This is a genomic window from Aliihoeflea sp. 40Bstr573, from assembly GCF_024105655.1.
GTDB lineage: Bacteria > Pseudomonadota > Alphaproteobacteria > Rhizobiales > Rhizobiaceae > Aliihoeflea.
The window spans coordinates 1-15,459 of the sequence record NZ_JAAAMH010000015.1 but is presented as its reverse complement, the minus strand read 5'-3'; the positions used below and the strand labels follow the sequence as shown (position 1 = coordinate 15,459).

Below are 15,459 nucleotides of genomic sequence, written 5' to 3'. Positions count from 1 at the left end.
TGCAGGTCCTGCGTGCTCGTGCTGACATGTATGCATAAAAACTCGTATTATCTATTGCGTTTTTTTGCAATCGTTTTTATATGCAGTTCATCAAACGGGCGGCTCGGCCGCTTCCCCCAGGAGAGACGAATGAAACAGGTTTCCGACAAGCTTTTCATCGCCCCGCAACTGACCGCCGCCGACATCCATGCCGCCAAGGCAAGCGGCATCGCGGCCATCGTCAACAACCGCCCGGACGGCGAAGAGCCAAGCCAGCCCACATCGTCGGAGAACCGCCGCATCGCGCAAACCGAAGGGCTCGGCTACACGCATGTTCCCGTCGTTCCGGGCCAGATCACACTGGGTCACGTGACCGACTTCCAGGCCGCGCTTGCCCGGGCCGATGGCCCTGTCCTAGCCCATTGCAAGACCGGAACGCGCTCTGCGACGCTGTACGCGATCGGCGAAGTGCTCGACGGCCGGATGGCAAAGGACGACGTCATGCCGCTTGGACAGCGTCTCGGCGTCGACCTTTCGGGCGCGGTCAAATGGCTTGACGCCAATAATCGATAAACGAAGTCGCAACACGCAAATTTCGGACCGAGTGTCATGATGAGCAACAGACCCGACGTGAAGGCCTTCTTCGACAAGCGTACCTTTTCGGTGCAGTACGTCGTCTCCGATCCCGCCACGAACAAGTGCGCGATCGTCGACCCGGTGCTTGATTTCGACGAGAAGTCAGGGGCGACGGCGACGATCAACGCCGATGCGATCCTCGACTACATCGAGAGCGAAGGCCTGACGGTAGAGTGGATTCTCGATACCCATCCCCACGCCGATCATCTCTCCGCCGCGCGCTATTTGAAGGAAAAGACCGGAGCACCGACTGCCATCGGCGAGAAGGTGGTCGAGGTCCAGAAGCTCTGGATGGGCTTCTACAACTGGCCCGATTTCCCCGCCGACGGCTCACAGTGGGACAAGCTCTTTGCCGAAGGCGAGACGTTCAGGGTCGGTGAGATCGACGCCAAGGTGTTGTTCTCCCCCGGCCATACGCTCGCCTCGATCACCTATGTGATCGGTGACGCTGCCTTCGTTCACGACACGCTGTTCATGCCGGATTCAGGCACCGCGCGGGCCGACTTTCCCGGCGGCAGCGCCTCGCGCCTTTGGGATTCGATCCAGCAGATCCTCGCCCTGCCGGACGAAACGCGCATCTTCGTCGGCCATGACTATCAGCCGGACGGGCGCGAGCCGCGGTGGGAGTCGACCGTCGCCGAACAGAAGGCGGCGAACACGCACATGTCGAAGTGCCGCTCGAAGGACGAGTTCGTCACCGTCCGCGAGAAGCGCGACGCGACCTTGCCGATGCCCAAGCTCATCCTGCACGCGCTGCAGGTCAACATGAATGGCGGTCGCCTGCCCGCGCCCGAGGCCAACGGCAAGCGCTATCTCAAATTCCCCCTCGACGTGCTGGAGGGTGCGGCATGGGACTGACCGTCATGACCCGCGAACTCTCGCAGGAAACCGCCGAGATGGTCGAAAATGCCGGCGAGGCGGCGGAGTTTTTGAAGAAGCTCGCGCATCCCTCGCGGCTGATGATCGTCTGCGCGCTCGTCGACGGCGAACGCTCAGTGCGCGACCTCGAAGACACGCTCGGCATCCGCCAGCCGGGCCTGTCGCAGCAGATCGCCGAACTGCGCGAGGCCGGCTTCATCGTCGGCCGCAAGGAATCCAAGCACATGTTCTACCGGCTCGAAGACGGCCGTGTCTCCGAGTTCATCTCGATGATGCACGCCATGTTCTGCGCAACGCCGACCAAAGGATCGAACCCATGACCGAATTCACCCCCATCGCCTCGCTCATCGGCGGCATGATGATCGGCCTGTCGGCCGTACTCCTTATGCTGTGGGAAGGTCGCATCGCAGGTATTTCCGGCATCGCCGGCCGCCTGCTGCCGCCCTATCGCGACGGGGCGTTCCTGTCGCGCTTCGGCTTCGTCGTCGGGCTCGTCGCCGCACCGCTCGCCATGATCGCGATCGGCGGCATCGAGATCAGCCAGACGGTTTCCTCGAACATCCCCCTGATGATCGTCGCTGGCCTCCTCGTCGGCTTCGGCTCGGTCTGGGGCAATGGTTGCACGTCGGGACATGGCGTGTGCGGCCTGTCGCGGCTGTCGACGCGTTCCTTCGTCGCCACGGCTATCTTCATGGCGACGGCCTTCATCACCGTCTTCCTCGTCCGCCACGTTATCGGAGCCTGAGACCATGTCCTTCCTCGTCAATCTGGCGCTTGGCCTCCTCTTCGGCGCAGGCCTCGTCGTCTCCGGCATGTCGGACCCGGCGAAGGTGCTGAACTTCCTCGACCTGTTCGGCACATGGGACCCGTCGCTTGCCTTCGTCATGGGCGGCGCGGTGGTCGTGACGTTCATCGGCTATCGTCTGGTGCTTGCGCGCGGCGAGCCGATTATTGGAAGCCAGTTCCACCTGCCGACGCGCAGCGACGTCGACGCCAGGATCGTCGCCGGCCCCGCGATCTTCGGCATCGGCTGGGGGCTTGGCGGCTTCTGCCCCGGACCGGCGCTGACAGCCCTCGGCTTGGGCGCTACCGGCACACTCGCCTTCATCCCCGCTATGATCCTCGGCATGTGGGCCGCGAGGCTGCTGGCCGACCGAACCCCGGCACCACGCCTCGCCTGACGCGGGCAACGATCGAAAGACCACGACAATGAACCGGCTGGCAGATTACCTGCCGATCCTTCAATGGGGTCGGCGCTATTCCCGCGCGACCCTGACCAACGACATGGTCGCGGCGCTCATCGTCACCATCATGCTGATTCCGCAATCGCTTGCCTATGCGATGCTGGCGGGCCTGCCGGCCGAGATCGGGCTTTACGCGTCGATCCTTCCGCTGGTCGCCTATGCCGTGTTCGGTACCAGCCGTACGCTCGCCGTCGGTCCCGTCGCGGTCGTCTCGCTGATGACCGCTTCGGCGGTCGGCGAGATTGCGGCTCAGGGCACTCCGGCCTATCTGGCCGCCGCCACGCTGCTGGCCCTCCTGTCGGGCGCGATGCTGATCGCCATGGGCCTTTTCCGGCTCGGTTTCGTCGCGAACTTCCTCAGCCACCCCGTTATTTCCGGCTTCATCACGGCCTCGGGCGTGCTGATCGCGGCCGGCCAGCTCAAATATCTGCTCGGCATTGCGGCCACCGGGCACACATTGCCGCAGATCGTCATGGGCCTCGTCGAGAACATCGGCTCCGTCAATTTGCCGACCCTGATTGTCGGCGCATCGGTGCTCGCATTCCTCTACTTCGTGCGGCTGCGTCTCAAGCGCATGCTCGTCGCGGTCGGCCTGTCGCCGCGCATGGCCGACATCGCCACCAAGGCCGGCCCCGTCGCCGCCGTCGCCGCGACGATCCTTGCTGCCACGATGCTAAATCTCGGCGAAGAAGGCGTCGCCCTCGTCGGTGCCATTCCGCAGGGGCTGCCCGTACCGGCCTTGCCCGTCTTCGATTTCGAACTCATCCGCACGCTCGCCGTCCCCGCGCTTTTGATCTCGCTGATCGGTTTCGTGGAATCCGTTTCGGTCGCGCAGACGCTCGCCGCCAAGCGCCGCCAGCGCATCGTGCCGGACCAGGAACTGATCGGGCTCGGCGCGGCCAACATCGCCTCGGCGGTCTCGTCAGGCTATCCGGTCACCGGCGGCTTCGCTCGTTCGGTCGTCAACTTCGATGCCGGGGCCGAGACGCCGGCGGCAGGTATCTACACAGCCATTGGCATCGCGCTGGCCACGTTGTTCCTGACCCCGCTTCTCGCCAACCTTCCGCAGGCAACGCTCGCTGCGACCATCATCGTCGCCGTCTTGTCATTGGTGAATGTTGCCGTCATCCGGCGTGTCTGGACCTATTCCAAGGTCGATTTCTCGGCCATGGCCGCGACGATCCTCGGCACGCTCTTCCTCGGCGTCGAGATAGGTGTCGTCATGGGTGTCGTGCTGTCTCTGCTCCTCCACCTTCACCGCACCTCGCGCCCGCACATGGCCGTCGTCGGCCAGGTGCCAGGCACCGAGCACTTCCGCAACGTCGAGCGCCATCAGGTCGAGACCTCGCCGCAGATCCTGTCGCTGCGCGTGGACGAGAGCCTCTATTTCGCCAATACCCGCTACCTCGAAGATCGCATCTCCGCCCTCGTCGCCGAGCGTCCTCAACTGAAGCACGTCATCCTGATGTGCTCGGCCGTCAACATGATCGACGCCTCCGCGCTCGAAAGCCTCGAGGAGATCAACCACCGCCTGAAGGATGCCGGCATCACGCTAAACCTTTCGGAGGTGAAGGGCCCGGTCATGGACCGCCTGAAGCGCACTTACTTCCTCACCGAACTGACGGGTCACGTCTTCCTTAGCCAATACGAGGCGGTGAAGAGTCTGGAGTTGAGTACGGTATAGAATACAGAGCTTGAACCGCGGAGCGCCGCTGCTACGGCCCCCACACGGGGCGTAACACGATCGAACACGCGGCCTTGGAGTGAGCTGCGCATGGAACATTCCGCGGGCGACACGCTGAAAATTGTGCTGCTGGCGGCGGCAGTGGCAGGCCTTCTGGCAGGTCTCGGCCTGGCCTACGTGATGGATAGGCCGGATCTTGCTGCGACTACCTGGGTGATCGGGGTCATACCGGTGCTGGCTGCACTGCTGGTCGAGATTCTGCGAAGTCTCGCGCGCGGCGAGGTCGGGCTGGATATCGTCGCGGCGCTCTCGATGACCGCGGCGCTCCTGTTCGGCGAGACGCTGGCCGCCGCGGTTGTCGCGGTCATGTATTCCGGCGGCACATTCCTCGAAAGCTTTGCCGAGGGCCGCGCGCGACGGGAAATGCGGGACCTGCTTTCGCGAGTACCGCGCACTGCGACACGGCATCGGGATGGCCATCTCGAAGACGTGCCGCTCGATCAGATCGCGCCCGGAGACCGGCTTCTGGTCCGACAGGGCGATATCGTTCCAGTGGATGGCACGATCGCATCTGTATCGGCGTTCCTCGACACCTCCGCACTCACCGGCGAATCCCTGCCGGTCAAGCTCGCCGCTGGCGCAGCGGCGATGAGCGGCTCGACCAATGCGGGCGATGCCTTCGATCTCGTTGCCACCAAGGAGGCGCGCGACAGCACCTATGCAGGCATTGTGCGCCTGGTCGAACAGGCCCAATCCTCCAAGGCTCCCATGTCTCGCCTTGCGGATCGCTGGTCACTGGGCTTCCTACTCGTGACCGTGGCGATCGCCTTTGCTGCCTGGTGGTTCACGAGCGATCCCATTCGGGCGGTTGCGGTGCTGGTGGTGGCAACGCCATGTCCATTGATCCTGGCGGTGCCCGTGGCGCTGGTGGCAGGGCTGTCCCGCGCTGCGCACTATGGTGTGCTCATCAAGGGGGCCGGGCCGCTCGAGGCGATGGCACGCGCGCGCACGCTCATCCTCGACAAGACCGGCACGCTGACCGATGGCAGACCGCGGATCGTTTCGATCAGCACCCAAATCGACATCGAGGCAGATGAGTTGCTGCGGCTTGCGGCCGCTCTAGACCAGGCGACAAAACATCCCGTGGCGCAGGCAATCGTTGCCGAAGCGCAGCAGCGCGGATTGACGCTGCCCGTCCCCCAAGAGGTCAGGGAGACGCCTGGAGAAGGGTTGACCGGCATCGTCGAGGGCCGACGTGTGATCGTGGGCGGACACGGCTTCGTGGTGGGACAAGTCGATGCCCCAGCGGTCGACCATCCGGCGCTGTCGACGGGTTCGGTGCTGGTAGCGGTCGGGATCGACGGCAAGCTCGCAGGCCACATGGTCATGGCCGATCCATTGCGCGATGGCACACATGACATGCTGTCGGGACTGCGTCGACAGGGGGTTGACCGCATTCTCCTGGCTACCGGAGATCGCCATGAGGTTGCGGAACGCGTGACCGCCGGCCTCGGGCTGGACGGCATACGCGCCGGCCTCACGCCCGATCAGAAGGTTCTTTTGGTCCTCGCGGAGCGCAAGCACGGCCCGGTGATGATGGTCGGCGACGGTGTGAATGACGCTCCTGCGCTGGCAGCCGCCGACATCGGCGTGGCCATGGGGGCACGCGGGGCAGCGGCGTCCGCGGAAGCCGCCGATGTCGTCCTGCTCGTCGACAGAGTGGACAGGCTCGGGCCAGGCGTCGAGATCGCGCACGGAGCACGGCGGATCGCACTCGAAAGCGTCGTCGCCGGCATCGGCCTATCCGTCATGGGTATGGTGGCCGCCGCCTTCGGCTACCTCACGCCCGTTCAGGGTGCATTGATCCAGGAAGCCATCGACGTCGCCGTCATCCTTAACGCGCTGCGTGCGCTTCGAATCCGACCTGCCGCGCCAAAGCAGATGTGTAGAGGTACCAGCGCATCTTGCATGTAAGTCATAGACAGCGGACACCTGCGGGCGCGCGCAGTCGCTGAAACAAAACCTCCCGGGCCGCTAACGCGGTCCAAGAGGCAATCGTTGGCGCCGCGAGCCCTCGAGGTCTCCCTAGGAGCTCTTTTCTCTGTATTTCTTGAGCACTTCTTCGAACTCAGCGAACATGGCGTCCTTGCCGCTGGACGCATCGGTTTCCGAGCACCGGCGAATGAGGATGTCGCGCTTCTGCTCAAGCGACTGGTGGCCATAACTCGTCGCCGAAACCTTGAGCGAAGCGTGCCCCAGATTGGCACTCAATGCCCTTGCAAACTCGAAGGGAGTGTTGCGACCGTTCGCCAGCTCAAAGTGGGTGTCTCTCACCGAGTGCGGGGTAAATTTTTTCAGACCGACATTGGTGAATGCCGCTCCGAAAATCTTTTCGATCATCTGCCCATCCCGGAGAAACTCCTTCGTCATTGCGCGATTGTTGAAGCCTCCTTGCTTGACAAAAGAAGTCTTCGGAAACAGCGGATCCTCGTCACAATAGCCGGCCTGAAGAAGCTCTGCCTTGTAATCGGCGAGCAATTCCAGCCAGTGCGGCTTGATCGGCAGGATGATCGAGACGAAACTCTTGCTGAACTTCGTTTCCACCTCCCTGCTGAGCTGGTGAAGACAGCCGTTCTCAAGGTCGAGATGCTTGATACGGAGCGTCCGGAGGGCACTCAACCGAATGGCCGTCGTGGCCAGCACGAGCAGCATCGCACGGTTGCGCCTGTCTTTCAGATCCTTCGCAGGCATCGCCATGATGGCCTGGTCGATCTCATCGAACGTCGGATACTTCCCGAACTTTTCGATCGTGATGGCTTTGCGCGCTTCCTTGGCGTCCAAGGTGAGGTAGTCGATAGCCATGAACGCCCGCTGGCCAAGCCGCTTGGTCTTGCGGAGCCAGAAATAGAAGGCCTTGGTAGTTTTCAGGGTCGCCTTGACGACAGGAACCGAGAGTTTTCCCTCGCGCAAATGCTTCTTGAAAGCGATTGCCTCGTCCTTCGTCAGTGAGCCGAAGGTCCGGTTTTCAATGAACGCCTCATAGCGGTCGAGGTCCAGTTCCTGCGTGCGAACGCTCGCGGGAGCAAAACCGTCTGCCTCGCGATTATATTGAAGAAACTCATGCTTGAGGCGCTCGTTGATGGGATTGAAGCCCCGGTCTTTGCCAGAGCGACCGACCGGAACTGCACGACCACCGTTCATCGCGGTCTTTTCCGGGATAACGGGGGAAGTATCCGATTCATCGAATCGCTGTTGTTCCTGCACATGGCTGGCGAGCGCGTTCTGGAAGGCAGCGACATCCGAGGCCTTCAGAGCCTTGTTCATCGGCGAGCTGCACACAGGGCACGGAGCCTTGGCATTCATCGAACCGTTCGGCCGAGCTTCGAAACGCACAGTCTGCGGCAGCGGCTGGCGTGCCTTCTTGCACCCCATACAATACGACTCTCCGAGCGCGAGCTTGTGTCGACGGCCACCCCAGCGCTGTTCCAGCCAGGCTTTTACTTCGCTGCCACGAAACATCAGCGGCTTGCGCGTGTCGATGGTGGGAAGCTCCCGGCTCACCCAGTCGTATATCGTACTTTGGGTCTTATTGGTGGCGGCTGCGAGTTCCTCAACCGTATAGGTCTTGGTGACGCGAATAGCGCGGCCGTCTGGCCGCTTCTTGCCGGTATTTGACATTAATCTATCTCTCTCATGCGGAGACTGATGAGAGGCGGTCTTCACCTCTCATCCGGTTGGATGATCAGTGAGGACTCACAGGCACGCGGTACTGTATCCAGGCCGTCACGACGACGTCGCCTGGTGAGCTTCGAATGCTTCCAGATCTGCCAGCTTCCAGCGCGTGCAACCGGCACCAAACTTGATCGGCTGCGGGAACGTCGGACTGCTTGCTGTCCAGCGCCAGATCGTGTTGACTGACACGTCAAAGCGTTCCGCGACGTGGCGGACTGACAGGTAGGTTTTCTGGGAGCTGGATTGCGGCACGACGTGTCTCCGGAAAATCCGCGAGCAGCTTGGCTGCTCACTGACCTTTCCGCACGTCCTGCGCGTAGGGTGAGTTTATGGGACGCGACCTATTGGGTCGCGGCTATGTCAACCGCGACTATAGGGCCGCGTCGGTGCGAAATGCACAGGGTGATACAACATCATCTGCCAGGTTAGCTCAATGCCATCAAAACGAAGAGCTGTGGAAATCTATCGATTGAGCGACAGGCAATACTCCGCCCAGTCGTTCATCATCTGGCGGCGCTTGGCCAGAAGATCACCGCGGCGGTAGGCTGCCTCGACCTTGTTGGATATCGTGTGAGCGAGCGCCATCTCTGCAATCTCGCCAGCGTATTCGGTGTGCTCCGCAGCCCAGTCCCGAAATGTCGAACGGAACCCATGCGGCACAGCTCCAGCATCCATCCGGCGCATTACCGCCGAGATGGACATGTCAGAGAGCATGCCGCCGCGCGGCGCACTGAAAACGAAGTCGCTACCCTCGAACTCGGGCAGCAGTTCGAGGAGATGTCGAGCCTGCGAGGACAGCGGCACCCGATGCTCACGCCCAGCCTTCATGCGTTCTGCGGGCACGGTCCATACGCCCGCATCACTATCCAGCTCCATCCATTTGGCACCTCGAACTTCGCCAGATCGCGCCGCCGTTAGAACCAGGAACTCCAGCGCTCGCGCTGCCATGCCCGACTGCTGGCGCAAGCGGGCGAAGAATGCGGGAAGTTGTTCGATCGGCAGGGCTGCATGATGCTTGACCCGGGCGATCTTGCCAGGCTGCGCAAGCACCGCGTCGAGGTTGCCTTTCCAACGCGCGGGGTTGTCGCCGGATCGGTGGCCGGACACGGTGGCCCAGGCGAGCACACTCTCGATACGCCCGCGAAGCCGAGAGGCAGTCTCGGTCTTGTCCGTCCATATCGGCTGTAGGACAGCCAAGACTTCTTTCAGTCCGATCTGCACGACGGGTATGGTGCCAATCACCGGCACAGCATACGTTTCGATTGTGCTGAGAACCTGCGCCGCGTGCTTTGGATTGCGGTACTCGCTTTGTTTGCTCTGGTGCCATTCGCGAGCAGCTTGCTCAAACGTGACCGCATTGACTTTGGCGCGCTGGGCCGCGCGACGGGCTCGACGATCTGCGACCGGGTCGACGCCATCTCGAATTTGCGTTCGGATCGATCGTGCTCGCTCCCTGGCTTCGGCAAGCATCACGTCTGGATAGCCACCGACACCGATTTCCCGTCGCCGCCCATTGACGAGGACGCGAAGAATCCATGACTTCGCTCCAGACGGTGCGATCTGCAGACACAGTCCCGGTACGCCCCCGACTGCATGGAGGCCGGGACGCATCGCTCGCTTCACTTCAAGCGCAGTGAACTCCGTAGCCCGCACAGGCATCTTTTCAACCCCGCATAAAACCCACCAATGACTGTGCCACCAATTAGTGCTGATAGCAATTGACCGATAGGACAAAGGCACGCAATTTCAAAGGAACTAGAGCGTTTTCAAAGCTTTTTGATATGCCTTGAGACCTCACTATGGCGGCCATCCTCTCCGCCAGAAAATCAAGGGCTTGGCTGTCTTTCCATCGGATCGCGCCAAGCCCTTTTTCATTACTCCGCACAGAAACCGCACAGAAACAAACCGCGCAAACGCTGGGGCGGCCGACACGCGCCGGCGCACAGATATGCGAGGAAAGCGCCGAATCAGACTTCGGCAGCTTCCTTTTGCCAGTCGGGGTGATGGTGGCCGTAGACGTTCTCGAGCGTCTTGCGGGACATTCCGAGCGAACCGGAAGCCTGCCACGGATCGATGCCGTGCTGCATGAGCCATGTTGCCCGCGTGTGGCGCAGGACGTGCGGCGTGACGGCGCCGTCGAGATAGGAGAACTGGCGCGCGTTGTCCCAGGCGTCATGCACCGATGCAATGGCGACGCCTCTATAGTGAACGACGTGCAGGAAGGTCGGCGCGTCGTCAGGGATAGCGGCCTGCGCCCGAATCGCGGCGCGCGAGATCCGGTCCATCTGCCGCCAGCGGCGCAGGTGGGCGATGATCTTCTTGCCGAGCCGCACGGGCGGGCGCCGCTTCTTGCTCTCCCCTGCCCCTTCGGCGCGCCGGTGCATGACGCCGCGATCGACGTCGATCCAGCCGCCAGTCGTGTTCGCCATCCACTGCACGTCGAGCAGCGCGCCGCGCCGGGATCCCGTGGCAAGGCCAAGCAGGATGAAACGGGCAAGGTGGCGGCTGATGGCCTTCCGGTTGCGTCGCCAGCGCACATGCACCTTGCGCGTCGCCACGTCGCTCCACGCCTCACGATAGAAGCCGAGCGCGGCGGCAAGCAGCAAGGCCGCTTCCGAGCGAGTGAGCCAGCGCGTGCGGCTGGCAGGGACGCCGGGCATGGATACAACGGGAACGCTGGTAAGCGGGCCGTGCGCCTCATGCCAGTAGTTGATGGCAGCGGCCAGCACGCCGAGCTCGCGCCGGATGGTGCCGTCGCCGATCGGCTTGCCGCGCCAGATCTTCTTGCGGCGGTGCTCGCCATAGCGGGTGCAGGCGTCGAGGCGCACGTCGACCAGCGTCTTGCCAGACCAGAACGGCAGCAGGGCCGAAATGGCATGGCCGATCGTGGCAGGTGCTCCGACGTTGGGCGCGCGTTCCGAGCCATAGGCGATCAGGACTTCCGCGACGGAGAGCCGAGCGGGATCACTTTCCCGCTTTCGGACGGTGAACTTGGCGCCGACGTGCGCGGCGAGCGCTTTTTCAGCCCCTCCGCGATCATGCTCGCCGCAGCCTGCGCGTAGCGTGTCCTCTCCGTCTCGGATGAGCCAGACTCGCTCGGTGGGGTGGAGGTAGAGTCGGGCGGGCTTGCGGGGACGAGGCATAGCTCACTCTTGCGGGCGATCATCTGGCGGATGGCGCAGGCCGTTGTGAAGTGCGTGCGGCCGACGGAGGACACGGCCAAATTGCCACGCTTGGCCTCGGCGCGCAACGAAGCCGGCTTGATCGCGTCGGCAAAGAACATCGAGCATGCCCGGTCGAGCGTGATGATCTGCTCGTCGGGCGCGATGGTGTGCTGTGCATTGTCCATTTGCGGCGCTGGGCGGCTCTTGCGTCCGCTCCCCTGATTTCGATGCCGTGCAAGATCCGCTCGGCAGGGGCAAAGCGATCAACTACCGGGTGGAAGCCGTTCAAGGTGATCGAGCGATAGCGGCGCGCCTCGTCGAGGGGATCGGCGGGGTAACAGACAACCGAAGAAGTCGACGCATTGGAAAAGGCGCGACTTGTTGCAGTTCCGATTGAAGACACAAGCTCCTACAGATTATCCATCACCTTGGTAAATGACTAAGCGTTGCATTGACTGATAAGAAAGTGGATTAGTAGCCGGATACTGAATGCAAATTCCAAGAGCTGGGGGGCACTTGTCAGCAAATTTTGGACATTTAAGCCAGATCAGCCCCGAGTTGCACCGCCTGTGCAGGGCGGTGAGAAAGTAGGCCACGAAGCGGCGCCATTTTGGTTTGTCGCGCCGGTGTAAAACCCGGCCAGTGGTTAGGCTGTTTTCCTTTGCGGGGAAACGGCCGGGAATGTTTGCCTAGGCAGCTCATGATGCGGTGGACGGCTCTCCTCCCTCCCTGCTGTATCGCCTTCTTCGAGAGCCTGCCGCGATGCCTGGTGGGGATCGAGGCCTGCAGCTCTTCGCATTATTGGGCTCGCGAGCTGATCGCACGCGGTCATGATGTGCGGCTGCTGCCGGCACAGTACGTAAAGCCCTATCTGAAGCGACAGAAGAATGATGCAGCCGACGCAGAGGCGATCTGTGAGGCCGTGACCCGACCCACCATGCGCTTTGTGCCGGTTAAGTCGCCAGAGCAGCAAAGTGTGATGATGCTGCACCGAGTCCGGTTGATGCTGAACCGTCAGCGCACTCAGATATCGAACGCGCTTCGGTCCCACCTGTCCGAGTTCGGTGTCGTGGCGCCGATCGGGCGGAATGGAATTGAACAACTGCTCGTGGTCGTCAACGACGAGAACGACGCCAGGATACCTGCTGACGCACGGTTTTGCCCGCGGATGCTGGAGGCACAGCTTCGGGTCGTGAAGCAACAGATCCTCGAAAACGATCGCCGGGTCCGGGCGAGTGCGCGAGAGACCGAGCTGGGTCGCAGGCTGATGGAAAGCCCGGGCGTCGGCCCGCCGTTGGCGAGTGCGTTCGTCGCGACCGTCGCCGATCCGCACGCCTTCAGGTCGGGGCGATGCCTATCGGCCTGGATCGGGCTCGTTCCCAAACAGAATTCGAGCGGTGGCAAGGAGAGACGCGGCAGTATCTCCAAGGCCGGCAATCGCTACCTGCGACAGCTGCTCGTGGTCGGAGCCATGGCGGTCATCCGCTATGCCGAGCGGAACGGGACCAGGCGACCCTGGCTCGTGCAGCTTATGGCGCGACGAACCACCAAGGTGGCAGCCGTTGCGCTCGCCAACAAGACCGCCTGAATGGTCTGGACATTGATGACGGACGGCGAGCGCTACAGGGAGCCGGCCATCGCATAGAACGAGACAAGGCGAGCGATCGCCGACGAGGTTGGAAAGGGCGGACAGGAGCTAATGCACAAAGCCGGTTGAAACCGCCGGATCAGGAAAACCCACTGGGGCCGTGCACTTCGAGTGCGAGCTGACGATCGGGACCTGAGACGCGCGAATGGCATTATGGCCAGCGGCACATGAAAAGCCGCACCTACAGGTCGGATACATGGCCGCACCACCCAGCAGATGCAAAAGGCTCAAAGAATCCCTTGCTAACGGAGAGCCGTCCATACACGACCCCATCCCAGCCATTCGCATGTCGCAAAGAGTAGGCGACGTTCTCCTGGGAGCATCTGTTTCAAACGGTCTCCATAGGCGGCAACCGTTCGCCTTGTTTGGCGCTGGCCATGCACTACGATGTGGACCCGTACCCGACCAGGCACGACCATGCATCCACATTCGTGAGCACTACATAGGACCTTACTGTGAACCCGGCACCGACTACGCACAGGCCGACGATGATGGACATTACCCACCTGTGCCACAGGATTCGGCCGTCGAGAGCATCGAAGCTGCCGGTGAAGAGGTCTTTGATCTCGCTGAACTCGGCGTTGAGCCTAGTCCTCTGGCCTTTGATCTCTCTCGATATCGCGTTGAGCGTCATCCATTGATTAATGCAGGATGCAATCAGCAAGGCGGCGAAGAGACAGGCACCGCAGACTACGGCAACGTTGGCCAAAAGCTCGGGGCCGCAAACGGTCGGCGCTTTCAGTTGCGTGGCGACGACGACGGACGCAACGGGCAGAACCAGAAGCTGGCCTTGGATGTCGCTGAACGTCTTGTGAATCCTGGATACATATTCAGATTGGGTCTTTTCAAGCTCGCTGCGGATTTTCGAGTACGAGAAGCTCGATGCGAACAGGCGGTACCCATTGTTAACCCGACGGACGAGTTCGTCGACGTTTTGCATGAGATATTGAAAGCGGCCGGCAGCGCTCTGACCGGAGACAAGCTCCAACACTGCGTCCGCCAAGATACCGAGGCGCTGTTCTGAATGGACTTCACCTTCAAGAGCCTTCGCGAGGAGGTCGACCTGAGCGGAATCTATGGAGCGCAGTTCGTTCGCGGTAAACTTTACCGGCACTTCGATGCGAGCGCCAGCGAAATACACGAGCTTGGCCTGCTGCTGATCGGCGAACAGCGCGGATTCCGAGAGCAGCTTCACTAGCTTCATGGTCGACCGATATTGGAGGAGCATCTCGGTGAGAGGCAGGGTGGCATTGTGGGTTTTGTCGGAGCGGATGAAAAAAGCCGACGGCTCCCGCATTCTGGAGAACGAGGAGGCGAGCAACGCGTCCCAATCCTTGACCAATAGGCCTAGGCTGCGGTGGGGTGAACCGATACGCACTTCGACGCCGGAACCGACCGTGAGCTGTGCCTGATCGTCCTGCAAGGCGATGTCGGCCTCGTGATAGGCGCGGTCAGAAGTCTCGACGAGCTTTAGCGTATCAACGATGCCGCCACTGACGATGGACAGATTTGCAATATGGTCATCCACCCACACGCAGTTCTGGTATATCTCCAGAAGGTCCGCCCAGGTGATGGTGTCATTCGCCATCGGCTCTCTCTGCCAGTAGGTCGTCACGGAGGTCGTCGGGCACATCGAAAAGGATGATACTGTTCGCCTCAGGATCATACCTGACCTTGTCAGAATTCAGCGCCTCGCGTTCGAACTCAACCGTCCAATTCGACGTCTTACGCTTAAAGGACACCAGACCGCGCAAAGCCCTGCGATCGGCGACGAACCCGTCGCTCAGGCCCCGATCGGGATCGGCCAACACTTCGATGAGGGCTTCCGGGTCATCGGGATACAACTCATTCGCCAAAGTCGCAAAGTTGATTGGTTTATCGGCCTTCGAGTCCCTGGCGCATATATCGTTCGCACGGGTCATGAACTCAGCTCGTTCTGCCGGTTGGAAGGGCCTTCTGTCGACGAAATCCTTGATCGCCTTGACCAGGTTGGAAGTGTCGACCCGGCTGGCAGCCGTCGTGTCGCAACCCAGAAAGGCCATGAAGTATTCCGAGACATTGCCTTTGCCCTTCAAGAAGCTGACGTATCGCTCCTCGTTGTTTGCCCAACCCTCAAGGCTTACCCGGCCGGCGAAACGGTAACCGTCGACATCGAGGTGCTTGACGTCCTGGAGGTCGGCTGCATCGGTCAACGCAGCGCTGATCTTGTCGTTGACGATGGCGACAAGGATGTATTGCCGGTCGTCGCGTTGGAAATGAGCGAAGAACACGTGCCCACCTTCGGAGGCGGCGCGCCCCTGGGCTTCCTTGGCCAAGGTGTTCATCAACGCAATCGTCGTATCTTCGAAAGAAGCCGCCTGCGTGAGGTTGATCAGCCCCCACTGACGGGTCCGGCTGGAATGTTAGTGCATTGACGGTCTTGTTGCCAGCGCGGGCGGCATCGCTGGTTGGGTTTGCAGGGCCGTCCGCGCGGCGAAGGCTGGGATGAAGACC

At 61.7% G+C, this 15,459-nt stretch carries 12 protein-coding genes and 1 pseudogene; 7 read left to right on the top strand and 6 right to left on the bottom strand.

The genetic code is table 11. The features are described from left to right. The first annotated feature begins 129 nt into the window (after nucleotides 1-129). From blh to GTK01_RS16025, 6 genes and pseudogenes are all read left to right on the top strand, one after another. Nucleotides 130-1,473: pseudogene (blh, locus tag GTK01_RS16050) on the top strand (bifunctional sulfur transferase/dioxygenase Blh). After that, entirely contained in the window at nucleotides 1,464-1,814 is a 351-nt protein-coding gene (locus GTK01_RS16045) for a metalloregulator ArsR/SmtB family transcription factor (protein ID WP_371924369.1), read from the top strand. The pseudogene blh and the gene GTK01_RS16045 overlap by 10 nt, the downstream one beginning before the upstream one ends. Next, entirely contained in the window at nucleotides 1,811-2,239 is a 429-nt protein-coding gene (locus GTK01_RS16040; RefSeq protein WP_252927833.1) for a YeeE/YedE family protein, read from the top strand. The genes GTK01_RS16045 and GTK01_RS16040 overlap by 4 nt, the downstream gene beginning before the upstream one ends. A 4-nt stretch (nucleotides 2,240-2,243) precedes the next feature. Then, nucleotides 2,244-2,675, top strand: coding sequence for a DUF6691 family protein (locus GTK01_RS16035; RefSeq protein WP_252927830.1), 432 nt, complete (start codon nucleotides 2,244-2,246; stop codon nucleotides 2,673-2,675). A gap of 28 nt (nucleotides 2,676-2,703) precedes the next feature. Beyond that, a complete protein-coding gene (locus GTK01_RS16030) occupies nucleotides 2,704-4,422 on the top strand; it encodes a SulP family inorganic anion transporter (protein ID WP_252927829.1) in 1,719 nt (572 codons plus the stop codon). Between the two features lie 90 nt (nucleotides 4,423-4,512). Then, nucleotides 4,513-6,396 carry a heavy metal translocating P-type ATPase gene (locus tag GTK01_RS16025; RefSeq protein WP_252927827.1) on the top strand — a complete coding sequence of 628 codons (1,884 nt, stop codon included), beginning with the start codon at nucleotides 4,513-4,515 and terminating at the stop codon, nucleotides 6,394-6,396. A gap of 111 nt (nucleotides 6,397-6,507) precedes the next feature. On the opposite strand, the gene GTK01_RS16020 is transcribed toward GTK01_RS16025, so the two are convergent. The 4 genes from GTK01_RS16020 to GTK01_RS16005 all read right to left on the bottom strand — a co-directional run bounded on the left by GTK01_RS16020 (nucleotide 6,508) and on the right by GTK01_RS16005 (nucleotide 11,297). Further along, entirely contained in the window at nucleotides 6,508-8,100 is a 1,593-nt protein-coding gene (locus GTK01_RS16020) for a tyrosine-type recombinase/integrase (RefSeq protein WP_252927826.1), read from the bottom strand. A gap of 105 nt (nucleotides 8,101-8,205) precedes the next feature. After that, the gene (locus GTK01_RS16015) at nucleotides 8,206-8,406 is read right to left on the bottom strand and encodes an AlpA family transcriptional regulator (RefSeq protein WP_252927824.1); all 201 of its coding nucleotides are present in this window, start codon (nucleotides 8,404-8,406) and stop codon (nucleotides 8,206-8,208) included. A gap of 210 nt (nucleotides 8,407-8,616) precedes the next feature. Then, on the bottom strand, nucleotides 8,617-9,813 hold the full coding sequence (locus GTK01_RS16010; protein ID WP_256483909.1) for a site-specific integrase: 1,197 nt from the start codon (nucleotides 9,811-9,813) through the stop codon (nucleotides 8,617-8,619). Nucleotides 9,814-10,121: 308 nt separating this feature from the next. Next, nucleotides 10,122-11,297: a tyrosine-type recombinase/integrase gene (locus tag GTK01_RS16005; protein WP_252927820.1), complete on the bottom strand. Its 1,176-nt coding sequence runs from the start codon at nucleotides 11,295-11,297 to the stop codon at nucleotides 10,122-10,124. Between the two features lie 721 nt (nucleotides 11,298-12,018). Between GTK01_RS16005 and GTK01_RS16000 the strand changes: the two genes are divergently transcribed. Beyond that, complete coding sequence (locus tag GTK01_RS16000; RefSeq protein ID WP_371924368.1) at nucleotides 12,019-12,906, top strand: IS110 family transposase; 888 nt, start codon at nucleotides 12,019-12,021, stop codon at nucleotides 12,904-12,906. 442 nt (nucleotides 12,907-13,348) lie between these two features. On the opposite strand, the gene GTK01_RS15995 is transcribed toward GTK01_RS16000, so the two are convergent. Together GTK01_RS15995 and GTK01_RS15990 are read right to left on the bottom strand one after the other, a co-directional pair. Next, nucleotides 13,349-14,554: a hypothetical protein gene (locus GTK01_RS15995; protein WP_252927816.1), complete on the bottom strand. Its 1,206-nt coding sequence runs from the start codon at nucleotides 14,552-14,554 to the stop codon at nucleotides 13,349-13,351. Next, nucleotides 14,544-15,338, bottom strand: coding sequence for a nucleoid-associated protein (locus GTK01_RS15990; RefSeq protein ID WP_371924373.1), 795 nt, complete (start codon nucleotides 15,336-15,338; stop codon nucleotides 14,544-14,546). Before GTK01_RS15990 ends, GTK01_RS15995 begins: the two co-directional genes overlap by 11 nt. Nucleotides 15,339-15,459: the final 121 nt, after the last annotated feature.